An 18830-nucleotide genomic window follows, 5' to 3' on the forward strand; every position below is an offset into this window, starting at 1 on the left:
ACGCACCGGATTCTGGTAGGCTTAGAGAGATGAAACAAACGTTCGCCACAGGAGGTCACCATGCAGCGCTTACTGAAAAAAATATACTGGTTGTGGACGGCCGGCTTCGCGCTGGCCTTGGGCTACGCCTTTTGGGGCCGGGCCTACTTCCTGGCCCTGCGGCCGCGGCTGGACCTGGCCGCCTTTGTGTTGATCGCCGGCTGGGCCGGCCTCAACGCGGTGCTGTTGTACCGGCGGCACTTTCGCTACCGCGACCTGCAGATGGAGAAGGTCGACGCGATGGACGGCGAGGAGTTCGAGCATTTTTGCGCGTATGTGCTGCGGCGCAACGGCTTTAAGCGCATCCAGGTCACCCAGCTGTCCGGGGATCAGGGCATCGACGTGATCGCCCGCAAAAACAAGAAGTCCGTTGGCTTTCAGTGCAAGCGATACACCGGCTTTGTCGGCAACAAGGCGGTGCAGGAGGTCTGGACCGGCCACAACTTCTACAAGCTGGACGAAGCGGCGGTAATCACCAACTCCGAGTTCAGCGACGCGGCCAAGGAGCTGGCCGACGACCTCGGCGTCATGCTGATCGACCGGCCGCGGCTGCGCCGGCTGATGCGGCGGCTGCCGAGCTGAAAAACCGCCGGGCGACGCCGGGTCAGCGCGAGGCGGGGCCGGCGCCAGCGGTGGTTGACCGGCTGGCGCTGGGTCGCGTGGCGTTTGGCGGTCACTGCGCCTGCTGCTTGATGGCGGCTGGCGGCCACTGCGCCTGTTGAGTCGCGGCGGCGGGTTGCCGCGGCCCGAGGAGGCGCCGGGTCACAGACTCAAGCCTTGGCGGCGCCGGCAAGGCTTAGTCTTGGGCCCGGGCCGCGCTCAGTTGACCACCAGGGCCTGGGCGCGTTGCTGGAAGCCAAAGGCCGGCACCGGGCCGGTCGGAGTCTGCAGGTAGACGTAGCGGTTGCGCAGCTCGGGCCGGTCCAGCAGCACCCGCAGCTCCCACAGGCGGTGCGGGTGACCGCCTGCTTTGGGCAACAAGGTGAGGCGCGGGGCGTCCAGCACGGTGGCGAGTTCGTAGGTCGCAATGTTGGCCACCACTTCGCCGCTTTGCATCTGCACGGCTGTGTTTTGGTTGTAGTCGGCGAGAAGCGCCAGCAGGTCGATCACGCGCATGTCGCGCCTCCGTTCGGGTTTTTGTCCATGATAAACCCCCTCGCGCGCAAATGCTAAGTTTTTCTTAGCGGCGGTGCCGGGAGTGGGGCCGCTTGCTATACTAGAAGGCATGACAAGAGGTAGTGCGACCACAGGGAGGAAATATGACTGAAGTTGTGATTCTAAGCGCCGCCCGGACGCCGATCGGCCGGTTGGGCGGCGCCTTGGCCGGGATGTCGGCGGTGGCGCTTGGCACGGTGGCGGCCAAGGCCGCGATTGAACGCGCCGGGCTTGCCCCGACCGACCTCGACCAGGCGGTGTTCGGCAACGTGCTGCAGGCCAACGGTGGCCAAAACGTGGCGCGACAGATCGCCCTGCAAAGCGGCATGGGGACCGATAGCTCCGCGATGACCATCAACGAGGTCTGCGGCTCAGGGCTCAAGGCCGTGCGGCTGGGCCAAAGCGCGATTCTTTTGGGCGACGCCGACGCGGTGCTGGTCGGCGGCACCGAAAGCATGAGCCAAACGCCGTACTACGCACCCGACCTGCGCTTCGGCCACAAGTTCGGCAGCGTCGCCTTCGTCGATGGCCTACAGCGCGACGGGCTGACCGACGCCTTCACCGGCGAGCCGATGGGCATCACCGCCGAGAACGTCGCGGCCCAGTTCGACGTGTCGCGAAAGGCCCAAGACGCCTTCGCGTTGGCCTCGCACCGAAAGGCGGTGGCGGCCCAGGCGGCCGGCGATTTTGACGCCGAAATTGTGCCGGTGACGGTGCAGACGCGCCGCGGCCCGGTGGCAGTCGTTAGAGACGAGGGACCGCGGCCGGACACCAGCGCGGCCAAGCTCGCGGCGCTGGCGCCGGCCTACAAGCCAGACGGCACGGTGACGGCCGGCAACGCCTCTGGCATCAACGACGGCGCCGCCGCCTTGGTGCTGATGCGCAAGGACCTGGCCGAAAGCCGCGGCCTGCCGTACCTGGCGACGATTGCCGGCTACAGCGAAGGCGGCATCGACCCCAACTTCATGGGTTACGCGCCCAAGCGGGTGATCGAGAAGCTGTTGGCCAAGACCCACAGCACCATGGCCGACATCGACCTCTTTGAGATCAACGAGGCATTTGCGGCGCAAAGCGTCGCCGTGGCCACCGAGCTGGCCGTGCCTGCTGCCAAGCTCAACGTGGCCGGCGGGGCGATCGCGCTGGGGCATCCGCTCGGCGCCTCCGGGGCCCGGGTGCTGACGACGCTTTTGGCGGCGTTTGACCGCCGCGGGGCGAAAACGGGCATCGCGGCGCTTTGCGTCGGCGGTGGCATCGGCGTCGCGATGCAGGTTCGCCGGTGAAATTCTACCAGCTGACCCCAGACGAACGCCGGAAGCTGCTGGTCGACCAGGGTCACCTGACGCCGGCGGATGCCGCGCTGCTGGCCCAGACGCCGATGCTGGCCCCCGACGTGGCCGCGCATCTGATTGAAAACCAGATTGGTCAGTTCGCGCTGCCGCTGGGCGTGGTCCAGGACCTCGTGGTTAACGGGCAGGCGGTGCAGGTCCCGCTGGTCACCGAGGAGCCATCGGTGGTGGCGGCCGCCAACAACGGGGCTCGCATCGCCGCCTTGAACGGTGGGGTGACCGCCACGGCGCCACTTCACCGCGTGATCGGTGAGGTGGTGTTCGACGCGCCGGTCGACTTGGACCGAGCGGCGGCGACGCTGCGGGCCCACGAACCGGAGATTCGCGTCGTGGCCGCCGCCGCCCACCCGTCGATTGTGCGGCGCGGTGGCGGCCTCGCCGACATCGCGGTGGAACGCCTCGGGGATTTTTTGAAGCTGAGCCTGAGCATCGATCCGCAGGCCGCGATGGGGGCCAACATCGTCAACACCATCTGCGAGGCGGTGGCTCACGCGGCCGCGGCCTGGCTCGGCCAGGCGCCTTTGGTGGCGATTTTGACCAACGGCGGGGGAGCCGCCACCGTGGCCACGGTGAAGCTGAAGTCGGCGACCTTGGCCACCAAGGACCAGCCGGGTCCCGCCATCGCGGCTCGCATCGCGCGGCTCAGCGCCCTTGCGCAAGTCGATGAAGACCGCGCGGTGACCCACAACAAGGGCATCATGAACGGCATCAGCGCGGCGGTTTTGGCCACCGGCAACGATGGTCGCGCCGTGGCCGCCGGGGTTCACGCCTTTGCCGCCACCAGCGGTCGGTACCAGCCGCTGGCGACCTGGCGGCTGGCCGCCAACGGGGACCTGTGCGGCCGCATCGCGCTGCCGCTTCAGGTCGGGGTGGTCGGGGGTGCCACCGGCGCCTTGCCGGTCGCCCAGGCCGCGATGCGGCTGGGCGGCTACCGAGACGTCGCGGCGCTTCAAACGACGCTTGCGGCGCTGGGGCTGGTACAAAACCTCGCGGCGCTCAGAGCCCTGGCCGGCCCCGGCATTCAGGCCGGGCACATGAGGCTTCAGGCCAACGCCCTGGCGATTGCGGCCGGGGCGACGGGACCGGAGATTGCGGCGGTGGCCGCGGGGCTTGGCGCCGGGCAGATGAGCCTGGCCCGGGCCCAGGCGCTGCTCGCTGCGCAACGAAAGGATGACGAATCGTGACCATCGGGATTGACCAGATTGCGTTTGACACGCCGGCTTTTTACGTCGACCTGCGGGAGCTGGCCGCCGCACGAGACATTGCGCCAGACAAGTTCACCATCGGCATCGGCCAGGACCAGCAGGCCGTCGCCCCCAGCAGCCAAGACATTGTGACCCTGGGGGCGGCCGCGGCCAGTCGGCTGCAGCTGGACCCGAAGCGCCTGGGCCTGATCGCCTTGGGCACCGAATCCGGCGTCGATGCCAGCAAGGCCGCGACGCTGTACTTGCAGCGGCTCTTGGGGCTTGGCCCCTGGGTTCGGGCCGTCGAACTTAAGGAGGCCTGCTACGGCGGCACCGCGGCTTTGATGATGGCGCGGGATTACGTCGCGGCGCATCCGGACCGCCAGGCGCTGGTCATCGCCGCCGACATCGCGCGGTACGGCCTGGCCACGTCCGGCGAGGTGACGCAAGGCGCCGGGGCGGTGGCGATGGTGGTCAGCATCGCGCCGCGGCTGTTGGCCCTGGCCGATGATTCGGTGCATTACGCCGAAGACATTCAGGACTTCTGGCGGCCGGTCTACACCGACCAGGCGCTGGCCCGAGGCAAGTATTCGACCGAGCAGTACCTGCGCTTCTTCGACCTGGTCTGGCGGCGCTACCAGGCGATCAGCGGCCGCACGATTGCCGACTTCAAGGCCCTGCTGTTTCACCTGCCTTACACCAAAATGGGGCTCAAGGCGCTGCGGCAGGTGCTGCCGGAGGCCACGGCTGCGCAGCAGGCCGAACTGACCGCTGCCTTTGAAACCAGCGCCCGCTACAGCCGGCGGGTCGGCAACCTCTACACCGGTTCGCTGTACCTGAGCCTGCTGTCGCTGCTGGACGGTGCCGCGAACCTGCAGGCCGGCGACCGGCTGGGGCTGTTCTCCTACGGCTCGGGGGCGGTCGGCGAGTTCTTCAGCGCGACTTTGGTGCCCGGGTTTGAGGCACAGCTGACCGCCGCGGCCAACCTGGCGCGGTTGGATGCGCGGCGCCGGCTGAGCGTCGCTGAGTACGAGGCGGTGTTTGCCGACAAGGTGCCGTACGGCCCGGCGGCTTACCAGGCGAATCCCGCCTGGTTCGCCGGCCGCTTCTTGCTGATCGGCGTCCAGAATCAGGAGCGCCAGTACCAGGCGTTAACTGAATAGTCAAAAACAGGCGGCGCCCAGGGTGGCCCCGCCTGTTTTTGACGTGAGCATATTCTTGGCGGTCGGGTCCGGAGTGGTGGTACCCTTGGGTCAGCGCCGGTTACGTAGTGTCGCCCGCTCAGACCCGCAAGGAGGCACACGATGGGACAACTCAACGCAGCAGACGCCATGCTCAAGGTCATTGAAAGCTGGGGCGTTCGAAACATCTACGGTTTGCCCGGCGGCTCGTTTGATTCGACGATGAACGCGCTGCACAACCGTCAAAAGACCATTCGCTACATCCAGGTTCGCCACGAGGAGGCCGGGGCCCTGGCCGCCGTCGGGGAGGCCAAGGTCACGGGCCAAATCGGGGTATGTTTTGGCTCCGCCGGCCCGGGGGCGGTTCACCTACTCAACGGCCTGTACGACGCCCAGGCCGATCGGGTGCCGATTCTGGCGTTGGTCGGTCAGGTCCCGACTGCGACGATGAACACCAACTACTTCCAGGAGATGAACGAAAACCCGATGTTCGCGGATGTGGCCGTCTACAACCGCACGGTGATGACCGCCGCCCAGCTGCCGGGCGTGGTTGATGAGGCGATTCGTCGCGCCTATGCCGAACGCGGCGTGGCCGTGATCACGCTGCCCAAGGACCTGGGCTGGCAGTCAATCGTTGACGATTACGTCTCCTCGGCGCCGCTGCACCGCACGCCGCTTTTGCCGCAACCCGACGCGGCGCAGGTGGAGGCGGCCTGGGCGCTTTTGGCCGCCGCCAAACGACCGCTGCTCTACATCGGTCAAGGGACGCGCGGGGCCGGCGCCGAGGTGCTGGCGCTTTCGGCGCTTTTGCAGGCGCCGATTCTGAGCTCGGCCCTGGCCAAGGGCGTGGTGGCAGACGACGAGCCAGCTTATATGGGCTCAGCCGGGCGGGTGGCCTCAAAGCCCGGCGTGGAGGTCGCACAGGCCGCCGACACCGTGCTGATGCTGGGCACCGACATGCCCTTTCAGGCCTACTTCATTCGCCCGGACGCCACCTACATTCAGGTGGACACCGACGCCACCAAATTCGGGCGGCGCCACCGCGTCGACCTCGCACTCCTGGCGGATGCCAAGGCCGTGATGCAGGCGCTGCTCAGCGTCGGTCGGCAGCTGCCTTCGACGCCGTGGTACCGCGCGGCCTTGGCCAACAAGCGCAACTGGCGTGACTGGATTGCGGGCTTCGAAAACGACGCCGCCACGCCGCTGCGGGTTGAGCCGCTGTTCAAGGCGATCAACGACTACGCGACCGGCGATGCCATTTTCCAAGTCGACGTCGGCAACGTCACCATCAACGGCATGCGCTACCTGCGGCTGAATCCCAAGCAGCGCTTCACCACCAGCGGCTGGTACGGGACGATGGGCTACGCGCTGCCAGCGGCCATCGGGGCTTCGGCGCATTACCCCAAGCGGCAGGTGTGGTCAATCTCGGGCGACGGTGGGTATGCGATGGTCATGCAGGACCTTTTGACTCAGGTCAAATACCAGTTGCCGATCATCAACGTGATTTTGACCAACGAAAGCCTCGGCTTCATCGAGGCCGAGCAAGACGACACCAAGCAGCCGCACTCGGGCGTCGCTCTGATCGACGCGGATTACGGCACCGCGGCCACGGCCCTTGGCGCCACCGGCTTTGAGGTTCGCACCCTGGCCGACCTGCGAGATGTCTTTGCCGCCCTGCCGACGACGACCGGCCCGGTAGTGATCGATGTGAAAATCTCCAATCTGCGGCCGCTACCGGTCGAGCAGTTGGTGCTGGACGACCAAACCCAGGACCCGGCGGCCGTCGCGGCCTTTAAGCAGCGGTACTCAGCGCAGGACCTGGTGCCGTTGCGCGAGCTTTTGGACCAGGCGGGGGCGTGAGGCCGCTGGGCCAACGCCGCCCGTGACTTGCAGGCGAGCCAGGCTGGCTCGCCTGTTTGGGAGGTGGCAACGCCTTGGCGAAAGGCGTAAAATAACGCCATTGGAGGCGATTGAATGAAAAAAACGGCTTTGGTATTGGAAGGTGGGGCCCTCAGGGGACAATACACCGCCGGGGTTTTGGACACCTTTTTGGCCCAGGGGCTGCACTTTGACACCGTCATCGGGGTGTCGGCCGGGGCGTTGTGCGGGACCAATTACGTGTCCGAGCAGTTCGGCCGCACCACGCACGTGAACGTCAATTACCGCCACGATCGCAACTACATCTCGTTGCGCCGGGCCCTGCGCCGCCAGGACGTGATCAATTTGGACTACCTCTTTGCCCCGCACGGCGCCGGGTGGGAGGACTTTGACGCGGCGACTTACAACGCAAGCGCCACCCAGTTCGTGGTGGTCGCGACCAGCGTCACCAACGGGCGGCCGGTTTACTTCGTTCACCCCAAGGACGCCGAGCTGGTTGAGGCGCTGAAGGCCTCAAGTGCCATGCCGTTCATCTCCGCGCCGCAAGACACCCGGCTGGGGCTGTGCCTGGACGGCGGCATCACCGATTCGATTCCTTACGCCTACGCGCAGGCGGCCGGTTTTGCCAAAATCGTGGTGGTTCGCACCAGAGAACGCGCCTACCGCAAGGCGGCGACCTCGCCGGTGCTGGCCGCGGCCTATCAGCACACGTTCGGGGCGCATCCGCGCTTCGTCGCGGCGGCCTGTGCCCGACCGGAGATGTACAACCGGCAGGCGACGGCGCTGGATGAGCTGGAGGCCGCCGGTGACGTATTCGTGATCGCCCCGCAACAACCGGTGACGGTCAAGCGCCTGGAAGGCGACACGGACAAGCTGCAGGCGCTGTACGAAACGGGCCGCCAAGAAAGCGCTGCGGCCTTTGAGGCGCTGTCGGCCTACCTGGCCAAGTGACGCTGGCGCAAAACGCCCCTGCCTCGGCTGATGCCAAGGCAGGGGCGTTCGTTGTGATCGGGTACGGGCAGAACCTTACCAAGTGTCGTCAGGCGCCGCGGTGAGGCGAAGGGGTTCGCGCGTTGCAGGCGCTGCGGTCGAGCGGATTCCCGGTTCTCGGCTGCGCTTAGTGCTGGGTGGCCTGTAGCCGCCGAGTCAAGTCGGCGAGAATGGCCGCGACGTTGTTGTAAACGGCACCGTTGAGCTTGATCAGGCCGACGGTGTAGAGGTTCAGGTAGTGGAACTGGTTTTCGGCGACCTGGCTGAGGGCCGAGAGCTTCTGCGCGTTGTCGAAGCCCTGCTGCCGCGAGTCGGTGTAAAGCCCCAGCACCGGAATGCCCTTGGCGTAGGCGACGCCGATTTCGCTGGCGACGCCGGCGTCGATCACGGGGCCGTCAAGCACCGCAATCATCAAGTCGGCGGCCAGCACCTCCTGGGTGTCGGCCTGGGCAATCATGGTCGAGTCGGCGTAGGCGGTTTTGTCGTTGATCGCCGCGTTCTCCTGTGGCAGGTAGATGTCAAGCGCCGGCAGCTGGTCGCGCAGTTGGGCGACCAGCTGCTGGTTGAAGGCGAAGTCGGCCTGAGAGAACAGGCCGTTGGCAAAGTAAATTTTCATGGGGTCCTCCAGAAAGGAATCAGATGCAAATTGAGTTAGTGACCGGCAGCCGCCAGCCTTACCACCAGCTGCTGCTGTTAGGGGATGAAGACCCGTTGATGCTGGCGCGGTACGAGGCACAGGGCCAGCTGTTCGCCGGGTGGCAAGGCAAAGCACCGGTGGCCGTCGCGCTGGTCGTGACCCAGGGCAGCACGTGCGAGCTCAAGAACCTGGCGGTGGCCGAACCTTGGCAGCACCAGGGGCTTGGCTTCGCCATGGTCAATCATGTGCTGACCTATTACCGCGGTGCCTACGCGCGGCTGGTGGTCGGCACCGGCGACGCGGATTTTGCCAACCTGCGCTTCTACCGCCGGCTGGGCTTTCGCTTCTGCGGGGTGCGGCGCGACTTTTTTGACGCCTACCGACCGCCGGTGGTGAGCGATGGCCTGACGATGCACGACATGGTGATGCTCGATCACTCGTTGGGGTAGGAGAAGCCCCAGGCCTTGCGAGCCGCGGTCATGATCGCCATCACGTCGCGCGTCCAGGTCAACGTCGGGTTCTCGCCGGTTTCAACGGCCTGGGCCATGTCGTGGGCCTCGTAGGCCAGCGCCTTGGCGCCTTCACCGGCCAGAATTACCTGCGACAGCTTATCGGGGTCGGTGAAGGTCGCCTCCTGGCTGCGCGGGTACTCCAAGACGCTGTAGTAGCCGCCTTCGTAGGCGACGGTGCCAAGTTTTGGCATCCGGGCCTCGAGGTTCAAGGCAACCGTGACCATTTCGTTGTTGGCGTTGTTGAGCAGCAGGGTGCTTTGGCCATCGACGCCGCTTGCAGTCGGGGTCCACTGGGTGGCCACTAAGTGCGGCGTAGCGGTCAAAAAGCGCCGCGCAAAGCTCAGCGCATAGACGCCGATGTCAAGCATCGCGCCGCCGCCGAGCTTGGAATCGTACAGCCGGGCGTTGGGCTTGCCCTGGGCAAAGGAGCCGAACATCACGTTGATGGTCTTGAGCTTGCCCAGGTCCTTGGCGGTTTCGATCAGCTGCGGGTACAGCGGCATGTGATAGATGGTCTGGGCCTCCATCAAGATCAGTTGGCGGCTTGCGGCCAAGGCGATCAGTTCGTCCAGCTGGGCGAGGTTTTCGGTGATCGCCTTTTCGGCCAGCACGTTTTTGCCGGCCTCAAGCGCCTGCTTGATGTTTTCGTAGTGGAAATTGTGCGTGGTCGCGACGTACACAATGTCGATGTTGGGATCGGCGAACAGCGCCGCGTAATCGGTAAAGGCGTGTTGCGCGTGGTACTTGGCGGCAAAGGCCTGGGCCCGTTCGAAGTCATGGGCGGCCACGCCGTAAAGCGTCTGATCTTTGGGCAAGGCGGCGGCGAACTGACTGCCAATGCCGCCCAGGCCGATGATGCCCCAGTTGTGTGTCATGTGCATTCCTCCCGGATCGTGATGACTTAATGTTAGCACAAAGCGGCCCCTGATTCTGCTACAATGGAGGGGTAACCAATTGAAAAAAAGGGGCGGATTCGATGAACGATCAGACGTTACTTGAACTGGCAGCCTTGACGCTTGCGGCCGGTGGCGAGGTGGCCAAAAACACCTGGCTGAACCAGCTGCACGTGCCGCTGGAGGCGGTGTTGGCCGGGGATGCGGCGCTGACGGCCAACCAGCGCGGCCGGCTGCGCTACCTGTTTTCCGATTACGAGTGGATGCTGGCCAACAAGGTGGCGGTGCAAGACCAGGCCGCCCCGGCCGAGCAAGGCGTCGGCTGGCGCTACCAAAACGCCAAGGCGACCATCGCCTTGGCCTGGCTTCAGGCCGGTGCCGCCACGGCGGTCACCCAAAGCCAAAGCGGCACGGCGCATCTGGAGATTCGCCGCGGCTACGGCATGCGCGGCCTCGACGACATTTTGGACTTCGCCGTGCCGGCACCAACCGCCAAGAAGCTGGAGACCCAAAAGCTCGACTTGCTGGAATGGGCCCAGGCCCAGCTGCCGGCGCCGCAAGCGGAGTAGGCGCGAGTTTGACCCAAGGACCCACAGGAATGGAGTGACGAGATGGCGCGGCGACGCAAGATCCCAATGTTTGTGACCGTCGTGATCGGCCTGATGCTGACGGCCGTGGCGGTGGTGTCGGTGCAGACGCTGATGACCCGCCGCGACCTGGCGCGACAGGCCAGCGTGGCCAAAAGCCAAAGCGCAAGCGTTTTGGCTCAAAAAGAGGCGTTCATCACCCGGTTGGCGCCTTACGCCAAGACCCTGCAGACGCAATACCAGGTGCTGCCCAGCATCACCTTGGCCCAGGCGATTCTCGAGTCCGACTGGGGCCGCTCGACCTTGGCCAGCCAGTACCACAACCTCTTTGGCATTAAGGGGACGGATCCGGCCAAGACCAAGTTGCTGGCGACCAAGGAGTACGTCAACGACCAGTGGGTGACGGTCAAGGCGCGGTTTGTCGTCTACGACAGCGACCTGGCCTCGATGAAGGCGCATGCGTTGCTGTTCGTCAACGGCACCGCCTGGAACAAGAACCAATACGCCGCCGTGCGAGCCGCCAAGGATTACCAAACCGCCGCCTACGCGCTCAAAACAGCGGGGTATGCGACCGATCCGGATTACCCGGCCAAGCTGATCAACGTGGTGCAGACCTACAACCTGACCCGCTACGATTAAAGCCCGCTTGTGCGGGCTTTTTGTGACTCGGTACCCTTGGTGTTGTGACCCAAAAATGCCGCACAAGGCGCCTGTGCGGCAGGGTGGAACTTGGTGGCAGCCGCTAGCGGTCGCCTTGTCTCAGCCTAAGAACGCGCCTTGACGACTGGCTCAGACGGCGGACAAACGCGGGGCGGCTGCTGTCTTTGAGGGCATCGTTGGTATCCAGATAAATCTCGGCGGTCCACTTGCCGTTTCGAGTGCCTGGTGGCGTCAGCACCACGCGATAGACAATCGGACAGTTCTTCAGGGTCAGGTGACGGGTATCTTTGCCTTGAAACTTGGCATAAGACCGACTGGCCTTCAGCGACTCGGCGTTGGCCAACGTGTAGTTGTACCACGCAATGCCGCTGAAGGGGCCGGTGGCTTCTCGATAGACTTTTCGCCGCACGGTGTACTTCGCGTAGCCCGCATCGGCTAAGGCGTGGTTGGCGCGTTGCGTCACCTGGTAGGTTGCGTAAGCGTGGTGGGCCCACCACAATCCGGTGATGGCGAGCAACGTCAACAGGATGATGAGCCCTGTTTTGCGTCTGAGCTTTAGATTCTGCCATTTAGTCATTAGTAACCTTCCACCTTATATGGCTTATATGCAGCATAGAAGTAGTCCGGCAACGAGCTGGGTGCGATAAAGAAGGAGGTGCCGGTTGCAACTTTTGCGCTTCCCGTCCCGTATTTGAACGATTGCCAGACCAATTTAGAGCAATAGTTTGGACCGAATACAGTTGGCCCAGCGCCTAAACCGTAAGTGATGTGCCGGTTTTTTTGAAAGCATGCGTACTGCTCCAGAATTTATAATCGGCATATGTTGCTGCTTGGGGGCCGATGCCTTTTCGTGGCCGCCAGATTTGTGTCCAATTCTTGATGTGCGACTTAATCCATGATCGCGTTGTATACTGGCGATTGTTGTCAGGGATGCCAGTAACGGTCCAGTTGAGTAGATTACCACCACCATGCATTTCTAGAACGTAATTGTGAGTGGTCGCAATCGCAGCATGACCGAAGCCGCCGCTGTTAACAATTAAAATGTCTCCTTTTTTACATCGTGAACGAATCGTTCAATGTTTGCCGCTGCCGATCTCGGCTTGATGGCTGGAATATTTGGATCAACATTTGAACCATCAGGCATTGCACCAAAGCCGGCTGCTTGAAACCAATCGTCGTAGGAAGCGAATGGCATACCGTCGGCCAGTTGCTGTGTATAGATCTGAAATCCTTCTTCGTAGGCATAGTGAAACGCGTGCTCACTGTACGTAGTAGGATTGATTTGACCCGAGTCAACCCCTACCTGATAAAGTGACCTAGAAGATGTCGTTGCACGCACAACCTCACTACTGAGTGAGATGGTTGTGACCAGCACACAACAAATAACAGCCGGTTTGATCCCCTTTAAAAAACTCAGCGCCATGTTTTCTCCTCCTTATCACCTGAAAACGTTTTCGATACAGTTGAATGATGACACTTCCAACTTAAAATAATAAGTGACTGTCATGAAGACGTGATTAGAAGTGCTTGTCAATCTGAGGGGATTGGCGATGGCGTTCTGTGGAAATCCGATAACCGAAAAACCGGTAATCCAGTGCGAATGGATTGCATCAGACCGATTAAGGGACTGCGCGTATCCTGATTCAGGTTGGCCATCGCCAAGCGACGTCTCCGCTGGCACGCGCTGAACAGTTCTCAAGTGTACCGACTAAAACCTCGCGGACTGAGCGGCGCCATGGATTAACACGTTACGCCTGGATGATTACATGTCCTCGCGTGATGAACCGACCGCCATTATTTTGGGGTGAGCGTTGCTCACGACGACTCGACAATGGTCGATTCACCGATTTTTCAGCCGTGTTTGGCGAAAATGTTCGGATAAAGGCCCGACGCATCGCGGATTCGGTTGCAAATTCGCCGTCTGGGTGGTAAAATTTGGAAAATTTAACTCTTGAAAAGGATGTGCTTACTGGTGAAATTACTGGAAGACCGAATCGAACGCGACGGTCAGGTGTTGGGCGAAGATGTGTTGAAGGTCGATAACTTCCTGAACCATCAGATTGACCCCGACTTGATGACGGCGCTTGGCGCGGAGTTCTACGCGCGGTTCAAGGACACGAAGATTACCAAGATCCTGACCGTCGAAAGCTCCGGCATCGCGCCGGCCTTGGCCGCTGGCATGCAGTTCCACGTGCCGGTCGTGTTCGCCCGCAAGCACAAGTCGCTGACCCTCAAAGACGACCTGTACACCGCCGAGGTCTACTCATTCACGAAGAAGACCGCCAACATGATCGCCATCGCCCAGAAGTTCCTCGGACCCGCCGACACGGTGCTCATCGTCGATGATTTCCTGGCGAACGGCCAGGCGGTCGAGGGCTTGATCGACATCATCGGCCAGGCCGATGCGACGCTGGCCGGGGTCGGCATCGTGATTGAAAAGACCTTCCAGAAGGGCCGCAAGCTGCTGGACGACCGCCACATTCACGTGGAGTCGCTGGCGCGAATCGCCGCCTTCGAGAACGGTCACGTGGTGTTTGAGCAAGAAGACTAGGAGGGTGTCATGACTAAACAGCCAGATGTTTCCGCACCAAAGGCCGCAGTGCTGGGCATTCAGCACCTGCTGGCGATGTACTCGGGTTCTGTCCTGGTGCCGATTCTGATCGGTGCCTCGCTGCATTTTACCGGTGAGCAGATGACCTACCTGGTGTCGATTGACATCTTCATGTGCGGGATCGCCACGGCGCTTCAGATTTTTGCCAACAAGTTCTTCGGCATCGGACTGCCGGTGGTGTTGGGCTGCGCGGTGCAGGCCGTGGCGCCCTTGATCATGATCGGGCAGAAGTTCGATTACCGCACCATGTACGGGGCGATCATCGCCGCCGGGCTGTTCGTATTCCTGATTTCCGGCGTGTTCGCCAAGCTGCGCCGCTTCTTCCCGCCGCTGGTGACCGGGACCTTGATCACCGTGATCGGGCTGTCCTTGATCCCGGTGGCGTTCCAAAACCTCGGCGGTGGCGACACCGCCGCGAAGTCCTTCGGCAACATGGGCAACCTCGCCATCGGGGCCTTCACCGTGCTGTTGATCCTGGCCTTCAACGTCTGGGGCCGCGGCTTCGTTCGCTCGATTGCGATTTTGATCGGCCTAGTCGGAGGTACCGTGTTGGCTGGACTGATGGGGCAGGTCAGCTTCGCCCCGGTGGTTGAGGCCAGCTGGTTTCACGTGCCGACGCCGTTTTACTTTGGGACCCCGAAGTTCGAGTGGAGCTCGATTGTCACGATGATTCTGATCTCGCTGGTCTCCATGGTTGAGTCCACCGGCGTGTTCTTCGCCCTAGGGGACGTCGTCGGCCGCCGCATCGAGCAAGACGACCTGCGCCGCGGCTACCGTGCCGAGGGGCTGGCGGTCTTTCTCGGCGGGATTTTCAACACCTTCCCGTACACCACCTTCTCCCAAAACGTCGGGCTGGTGCAGCTGTCCGGAATCAAGACCCGCAAGCCGGTGATGTTCTCCGCGCTGTTTCTGGTGATCCTCGGCCTGCTGCCGAAGGTCGGGGCGCTTGCGACCATCATTCCCAACCCGGTGCTGGGTGGTGCGATGCTGGTGATGTTCGGCATGGTCGCCGTGCAAGGCATTCGCATGCTGCAGCAAGTCGACTTCCACGACGATAAGAATCTGCTGGTCGCCGCGATTTCGATCGGCCTGGGCCTGGGCGTCACGGTCCAGCCGGGCATCGTGCAGTTCCTGCCCAAAACGGCGCAGCTGCTGTTCTCCTCGGGGATTTTGATGGCCTCGATCAGCGCGGTGGGGCTGAACCTCCTGTTCAATGCCCGGACCCCGCAGCCCAAGCTTGAGATCAAGGACGGCCTGAACGAGAAAGACGCACAATAAGGGGAAACTATGAGTCAATTTATTCAACCCGGTGCCGTGCTGGGCATCGTCGGCGGGGGCCTGGAGGCTTACCGCCTGGGCATGACCGCGCGGCAGCTGGGGCTCAAGGTCGTGGTGCTGGCACCCGATGAGGGCGACGTCGCCTTTGCCGCGGCCGACATGCCGCTGGTTGGGGCCAGCACCGATGCGGCCGCCTTGGCCCGGCTGGCCGAGGTGACCGCCGTGATCACTTACGTCGATGAGTTCGTCAACGGGGACGCCCTGGCCGAGCTGACCACCGCGCGGCAGCTGCCAAGCGGCGTCGATATTCTCGCCGTCACCCAGGACCGCTACCTGGAAAAGGTGTTCCTGGACGACCTGAACATGAACACCCTGCCTTACGCACAGGTGGTGACGCCGCAAGACGTCACCAAGGCCGTCGAGTCGGTGGGTTTTCCCGCCATCCTTAAGCCGATTCAAAAAAGTCTCGGTCACGATGCGGCGCTGTTGCTCAAGTCGCCGCAGGACGTGCAGGCGGCGGCCGGGCTCCTGGCCACGCGGCCATACGTAATGGAAGCTTGGCTGGATCAGCCGACCGAGTTTGCCGTCGCCGTGGCCAAAAGCGGCGATCTGGTGCAGGTGATGCCGCCGGTGCAAAACGTCTTTGCTCAACACCAGCTCAAGGCGTCACTGGTGCCGGCGGTGGCCGACGCGGCCGTTGCCCAGGAAATCACCCGGGTGGCTCAGGTCATCGCCAAGCGACTGGCCTACGCCGGCGTTTTTGGCATCGAGTTCTTCATGACCGCCAACCAGACGCTGTACGTCAAGCGCGTGTTCCCAGGGCCGCAGCCAAGCGGCGCGATTCTTGCGCCGACCACCGGCACGTCGGCCGAGGAGCTGCACCTGCGGGCGCTGCTCGGCTGGCCGCTGCCGGCGGTCAACGTGTTGCGGCCCGGGGTCTTGCTGCCGCTGTATGAGGCCGACCGCGCCGCGGCGATGACCCAGCTGGCCATCAAACCGGCCTGGCAGTTTCGGTTTTACCCAGCCGGCGCCGGGGCAATCGGTCAAGTCGCGGTGTTCGGCGACCGCGCGTTGGTCGCCCAGGCGATCAACGCCACGGACCATTTTCACCTGTAACGCAGTAGAAGAAGCGTCATCCCCAAAAGGAGGAAGAACATGATCGAGCGATACAGCCGCCCCGCGATGGCGGCGGTGTGGACGGAAGAAAACCGCTACCAGGCCTGGCTTGAAGTCGAGATTCTGGCCGCAGAGGCCTGGTCCACCCTGGGTGAGATTCCGGCCGAAGACGTCAAGAAGCTGCGGGCCAACGCCAGCTTCACCGTCGACCGAATCCACGAAATCGAGGCGGTGACCCGCCACGACGTCGTCGCCTTTACCCGCACCGTGTCCGAGTCCCTGGGCGCCGAGAAGAAGTGGGTTCACTTCGGGCTCACCTCAACCGACGTGGTCGACACCGCGCAGGGGTACGTGCTGCGCCAGGCCAACGCGATTTTGCGCGAAGATCTGGTGGCGCTGCAGGCCGCCTTGGCCAAGCTGGCCAAGGCCTACAAACACACGCCGATGATGGGCCGCACCCACGGCGTCCACGCGGAGCCGACCACCTTCGGCCTGGTGATCGCGACCTGGTACGCCGAGATCACCCGCGACATCGCGCGGTTCGATGAGGCCGCCGTAGAGGTCGAGGCCGGCAAGATTTCCGGCGCGGTCGGCACTTTCGCCAACACCCCGCCGGCGGTCGAGGCCTACGTGACGTCGCACCTGGGCATCCGCGCCCAAGACATTTCCACCCAGATTCTGCCGCGCGATCTGCACGCCCGCTACATTCAGACGCTGGGGCTGATTGCGACCTCCGTCGAGCGCTTCGCCACCCAGGTGCGGCACATGCAACGCACCGAGGTTCACGAGGTCGAAGAGCACTTCAACCCGGGTCAAAAAGGTTCCAGCGCGATGCCGCACAAGCGCAATCCGATCGGCTCCGAGAACGTCTCGGGACTGGCGCGCATCATTCGCGGTTACAGCATCCCGGCGCTTGAAGACGTCAACCTGTGGCACGAGCGCGATATCTCGCACTCAAGCGCCGAGCGGGTGATGCTGCCGGACGCCACCGGCCTGTTGGACTACATCCTGCACCGCTTCACGAGCATCATCACCAACCTCGACGTGTTCCCGGAGACGATGCTTGAAAACATGAACAAGACCCACGGGCTGATTTTCAGCCAACGGGTGATGCTCAAGCTGATTGAGGCCGGCCTGTCTCGCGAGGCCGCCTACGACCTAGTCCAGCCCAAAACCGCCCAGGCCTGGGACGAACACCGCGACTTCCGGGCGCTGCTTGAGGCCGACCCCAATGTCACCGCCAAGCTCACCCAGGCCGCCCTCGACGACGCCTTTGATTACCACTATCACCTCAGCCACGTCGATGAGATTTTCGCTCGCGTCGGGCTGGGAGACTAGCCAAGCCGCCACGCCTTTGCGTGGCGTTTTTGCGTCCGGGGACGGCCGCGGATTGCCGGCGCGGCGACCGTGCAGTATGATGGTGACATTGAAGCCCAAAGGAGTATCCGATGACCCAAGCCCTCGTCTTTTTTGATCTCGATTACACGCTGCTGGACGACGCCAAGCGGGTGCCGGCGGCCAACCTGGCCGCCATCGCGGCACTTCAGGCCAACGACTGCCTGCCGATTCTTTGCACCGGCAAGAACTACTGGGAGGTTGCCGACTTGGTGGCGCAAACCGGCATCGACACACTGGTTTGCGCCAACGGCGCCGACCTGTACGTCAAGGGCGAGCACGTAACCCAGCAGCCGATCGGCCGGCCGCAGCTGCGCCGGCTGCTGGCCGCCGCCGACGCGGCCAGCGTGCCGGTGGCGCTGTTTAACGACCACACGGTGGTGGTCAACCGCGCGACGGCGGCGACGCAACGGGAGTTTGAGATGATGCGCCAGCCGCAGCCGGCGGTGGTGCCGGCCTTTTTCGAGCACGAACCGGTGTGCATGTGCTTGCTGTTCGTGCCGAACCAGCCCGACCAGCAGGCGCTGACGCGAGACTTCACCGCCGCTTTCCCCGAGCTGACCTTTTACCGCAACGGGCCCTTCGCGCTGGACGTGGTGGCCAACGGCATGACCAAGGGCACCGGCATCGCGCTGCTGCAGGCACGACCGGACTTCGCCGGGGTCAAGACGTTCGCATTCGGCGATGGCAACAACGACTTGCCGATGTTTGCGCAGGTCGATGTGGCCGTCGCGATGGGCAACGCGCTGCCGAATGTGCTGGCGGCGGCCGATTACATCACCGCCGATTACTTGCACGCGGGTATCCCCAAGGTGCTGCGGCATTTCGGCCTGATCTGAGCAGCACGAGTTGAAGACACACAAACACCGCCAGCCGGGACAACCGGTTGGCGGTGTTTTGGTTTTAGCCGCACACCACGGCACGGCAAAGCCGGCGCCGTGTGTGGCACGTATACGTGAGGAAATGGTGCTCGACGACCCAGCCAATTTCTGGACTCAAGCCAGTTAAGCTGGTTTCATTTACGCGAATTTCTTCGCTCGCGTACACTCACGTGGTCGACATAGGTCGACGTTCATCAGATGAGGGTGAGAAAATTGGCTGGGCTGTCGCCGAACATGGATCACCCATACCCGAAGCGTAACATGGCTTTGAGTTAAATGCGAGCGTTTCACGCGCTGTTGAAATGTAAGATTATTGTAAATGGTGCATATAGGCCACTACTTAGCACGTAAACCATAAAAAAAGGGCGCTACGATATTTGGAGTTGATAGGCTACTTGCCTGCCAACTCCTTTTTCTATACCATTTAGTTTCCAGCACAAAAACAGGACACCACAAGGTTTCCTGTTCATCGTCCCGACCAAAGAAT

The 18830-nt window shown here is 62.9% G+C and carries 19 protein-coding genes; 14 read left to right on the forward strand and 5 right to left on the reverse strand.

The window, feature by feature from the left end; genetic code table 11:
• Window positions 1-60: 60 nt before the first annotated feature.
• Window positions 61-621 carry a restriction endonuclease gene (locus tag NUH19_RS08330; protein ID WP_262316093.1) on the forward strand — a complete coding sequence of 187 codons (561 nt, stop codon included), beginning with the start codon at window positions 61-63 and terminating at the stop codon, window positions 619-621.
• A 237-nt stretch (window positions 622-858) separates the two neighbouring features.
• Here the strand turns inward: NUH19_RS08330 and NUH19_RS08335 are convergent, their stop codons facing one another.
• Window positions 859-1155: a hypothetical protein gene (locus NUH19_RS08335; RefSeq protein ID WP_262316094.1), complete on the reverse strand. Its 297-nt coding sequence runs from the start codon at window positions 1153-1155 to the stop codon at window positions 859-861.
• A gap of 143 nt (window positions 1156-1298) precedes the next feature.
• Here NUH19_RS08335 and NUH19_RS08340 point away from each other — a divergent pair, with 143 nt between their 5' ends.
• The 5 genes from NUH19_RS08340 (at window position 1299) to NUH19_RS08360 (ending at window position 7734) form a co-directional block, all read left to right on the forward strand.
• Window positions 1299-2474, forward strand: a complete 1176-nt coding sequence (locus tag NUH19_RS08340) for an acetyl-CoA C-acyltransferase (protein WP_262316095.1) — start codon at window positions 1299-1301, stop codon at window positions 2472-2474.
• Window positions 2471-3724 carry a hydroxymethylglutaryl-CoA reductase, degradative gene (locus NUH19_RS08345; protein ID WP_262316096.1) on the forward strand — a complete coding sequence of 418 codons (1254 nt, stop codon included), beginning with the start codon at window positions 2471-2473 and terminating at the stop codon, window positions 3722-3724. The genes NUH19_RS08340 and NUH19_RS08345 overlap by 4 nt, the downstream gene beginning before the upstream one ends.
• Window positions 3721-4887 (forward strand): hydroxymethylglutaryl-CoA synthase, encoded by a 1167-nt coding sequence (locus tag NUH19_RS08350; protein ID WP_262316097.1) that lies wholly within the window; start codon window positions 3721-3723, stop codon window positions 4885-4887. Before NUH19_RS08345 ends, NUH19_RS08350 begins: the two co-directional genes overlap by 4 nt.
• Before the next feature lie 141 nt (window positions 4888-5028).
• Window positions 5029-6765, forward strand: coding sequence for a pyruvate oxidase (spxB, locus tag NUH19_RS08355; RefSeq protein ID WP_262316098.1), 1737 nt, complete (start codon window positions 5029-5031; stop codon window positions 6763-6765).
• A gap of 114 nt (window positions 6766-6879) precedes the next feature.
• Window positions 6880-7734: a patatin-like phospholipase family protein gene (locus NUH19_RS08360; protein WP_262316099.1), complete on the forward strand. Its 855-nt coding sequence runs from the start codon at window positions 6880-6882 to the stop codon at window positions 7732-7734.
• 166 nt (window positions 7735-7900) lie between these two features.
• On the opposite strand, the gene NUH19_RS08365 is transcribed toward NUH19_RS08360, so the two are convergent.
• Window positions 7901-8389 (reverse strand): nucleoside 2-deoxyribosyltransferase, encoded by a 489-nt coding sequence (locus tag NUH19_RS08365; protein ID WP_262316100.1) that lies wholly within the window; start codon window positions 8387-8389, stop codon window positions 7901-7903.
• A gap of 23 nt (window positions 8390-8412) precedes the next feature.
• Between NUH19_RS08365 and NUH19_RS08370 the strand changes: the two genes are divergently transcribed.
• Entirely contained in the window at window positions 8413-8859 is a 447-nt protein-coding gene (locus tag NUH19_RS08370; RefSeq protein ID WP_262316101.1) for a GNAT family N-acetyltransferase, read from the forward strand.
• Here NUH19_RS08370 and NUH19_RS08375 read toward each other — a convergent pair.
• Window positions 8844-9797 carry a Gfo/Idh/MocA family protein gene (locus NUH19_RS08375; protein WP_262316102.1) on the reverse strand — a complete coding sequence of 318 codons (954 nt, stop codon included), beginning with the start codon at window positions 9795-9797 and terminating at the stop codon, window positions 8844-8846. The two genes, NUH19_RS08370 and NUH19_RS08375, sit on opposite strands and share 16 nt — an antisense overlap.
• A 101-nt stretch (window positions 9798-9898) precedes the next feature.
• Between NUH19_RS08375 and NUH19_RS08380 the strand changes: the two genes are divergently transcribed.
• Complete coding sequence (locus NUH19_RS08380) at window positions 9899-10384, forward strand: hypothetical protein (RefSeq protein WP_262316103.1); 486 nt, start codon at window positions 9899-9901, stop codon at window positions 10382-10384.
• 42 nt (window positions 10385-10426) lie between these two features.
• Entirely contained in the window at window positions 10427-11041 is a 615-nt protein-coding gene (locus tag NUH19_RS08385; RefSeq protein ID WP_338085551.1) for a glycoside hydrolase family 73 protein, read from the forward strand.
• A 103-nt stretch (window positions 11042-11144) separates the two neighbouring features.
• On the opposite strand, the gene NUH19_RS08390 is transcribed toward NUH19_RS08385, so the two are convergent.
• Complete coding sequence (locus NUH19_RS08390; RefSeq protein ID WP_262316104.1) at window positions 11145-11639, reverse strand: hypothetical protein; 495 nt, start codon at window positions 11637-11639, stop codon at window positions 11145-11147.
• A 459-nt stretch (window positions 11640-12098) separates the two neighbouring features.
• Window positions 12099-12485 (reverse strand): hypothetical protein, encoded by a 387-nt coding sequence (locus NUH19_RS08395; protein ID WP_262316105.1) that lies wholly within the window; start codon window positions 12483-12485, stop codon window positions 12099-12101.
• A 549-nt stretch (window positions 12486-13034) separates the two neighbouring features.
• On the opposite strand from NUH19_RS08395, the gene NUH19_RS08400 reads away from it, so the two are divergent.
• The 5 genes from NUH19_RS08400 (at window position 13035) to NUH19_RS08420 (ending at window position 18301) form a co-directional block, all read left to right on the forward strand.
• A complete protein-coding gene (locus NUH19_RS08400) occupies window positions 13035-13613 on the forward strand; it encodes a xanthine phosphoribosyltransferase (protein ID WP_262316106.1) in 579 nt (192 codons plus the stop codon).
• A 9-nt stretch (window positions 13614-13622) separates the two neighbouring features.
• Window positions 13623-14951, forward strand: coding sequence for a nucleobase:cation symporter-2 family protein (locus NUH19_RS08405; RefSeq protein WP_262316107.1), 1329 nt, complete (start codon window positions 13623-13625; stop codon window positions 14949-14951).
• 9 nt (window positions 14952-14960) lie between these two features.
• The gene (locus tag NUH19_RS08410; protein ID WP_262316108.1) at window positions 14961-16067 is read left to right on the forward strand and encodes an ATP-grasp domain-containing protein; all 1107 of its coding nucleotides are present in this window, start codon (window positions 14961-14963) and stop codon (window positions 16065-16067) included.
• 39 nt (window positions 16068-16106) lie between these two features.
• Entirely contained in the window at window positions 16107-17405 is a 1299-nt protein-coding gene (purB, locus tag NUH19_RS08415; RefSeq protein ID WP_262316109.1) for an adenylosuccinate lyase, read from the forward strand.
• Window positions 17406-17515: 110 nt separating this feature from the next.
• Window positions 17516-18301: a Cof-type HAD-IIB family hydrolase gene (locus NUH19_RS08420; RefSeq protein ID WP_262316110.1), complete on the forward strand. Its 786-nt coding sequence runs from the start codon at window positions 17516-17518 to the stop codon at window positions 18299-18301.
• The last annotated feature ends 529 nt before the right edge of the window (window positions 18302-18830 follow it).

The organism is Lacticaseibacillus parakribbianus, from assembly GCF_025490915.1.
GTDB classification, from domain to species: Bacteria; Bacillota; Bacilli; order Lactobacillales; family Lactobacillaceae; genus Lacticaseibacillus; species Lacticaseibacillus parakribbianus.

Bases quoted from the DNA above. Each gene is read 5' to 3' on its own strand.
- NUH19_RS08405 (WP_262316107.1), top strand. From the start codon at position 13,623: ATGACTAAACAGCCAGATGTTTCCGCACCAAAGGCCGCAGTGCTGGGC.
- NUH19_RS08370 (WP_262316101.1), top strand. From the start codon at position 8,413: ATGCAAATTGAGTTAGTGACCGGCAGCCGCCAGCCTTACCACCAGCTG.
- NUH19_RS08380 (WP_262316103.1), top strand. From the start codon at position 9,899: ATGAACGATCAGACGTTACTTGAACTGGCAGCCTTGACGCTTGCGGCC.
- purB (WP_262316109.1), top strand. From the start codon at position 16,107: ATGATCGAGCGATACAGCCGCCCCGCGATGGCGGCGGTGTGGACGGAA.
- NUH19_RS08365 (WP_262316100.1), bottom strand. From the start codon at position 8,389: ATGAAAATTTACTTTGCCAACGGCCTGTTCTCTCAGGCCGACTTCGCC.
- spxB (WP_262316098.1), top strand. From the start codon at position 5,029: ATGGGACAACTCAACGCAGCAGACGCCATGCTCAAGGTCATTGAAAGC.
- NUH19_RS08420 (WP_262316110.1), top strand. From the start codon at position 17,516: ATGACCCAAGCCCTCGTCTTTTTTGATCTCGATTACACGCTGCTGGAC.
- NUH19_RS08385 (WP_338085551.1), top strand. From the start codon at position 10,427: ATGGCGCGGCGACGCAAGATCCCAATGTTTGTGACCGTCGTGATCGGC.
- NUH19_RS08335 (WP_262316094.1), bottom strand. From the start codon at position 1,155: ATGCGCGTGATCGACCTGCTGGCGCTTCTCGCCGACTACAACCAAAAC.
- NUH19_RS08360 (WP_262316099.1), top strand. From the start codon at position 6,880: ATGAAAAAAACGGCTTTGGTATTGGAAGGTGGGGCCCTCAGGGGACAA.
- NUH19_RS08340 (WP_262316095.1), top strand. From the start codon at position 1,299: ATGACTGAAGTTGTGATTCTAAGCGCCGCCCGGACGCCGATCGGCCGG.
- NUH19_RS08390 (WP_262316104.1), bottom strand. From the start codon at position 11,639: ATGACTAAATGGCAGAATCTAAAGCTCAGACGCAAAACAGGGCTCATC.
- NUH19_RS08410 (WP_262316108.1), top strand. From the start codon at position 14,961: ATGAGTCAATTTATTCAACCCGGTGCCGTGCTGGGCATCGTCGGCGGG.
- NUH19_RS08375 (WP_262316102.1), bottom strand. From the start codon at position 9,797: ATGACACACAACTGGGGCATCATCGGCCTGGGCGGCATTGGCAGTCAG.
- NUH19_RS08330 (WP_262316093.1), top strand. From the start codon at position 61: ATGCAGCGCTTACTGAAAAAAATATACTGGTTGTGGACGGCCGGCTTC.
- NUH19_RS08395 (WP_262316105.1), bottom strand. From the start codon at position 12,485: ATGGCGCTGAGTTTTTTAAAGGGGATCAAACCGGCTGTTATTTGTTGT.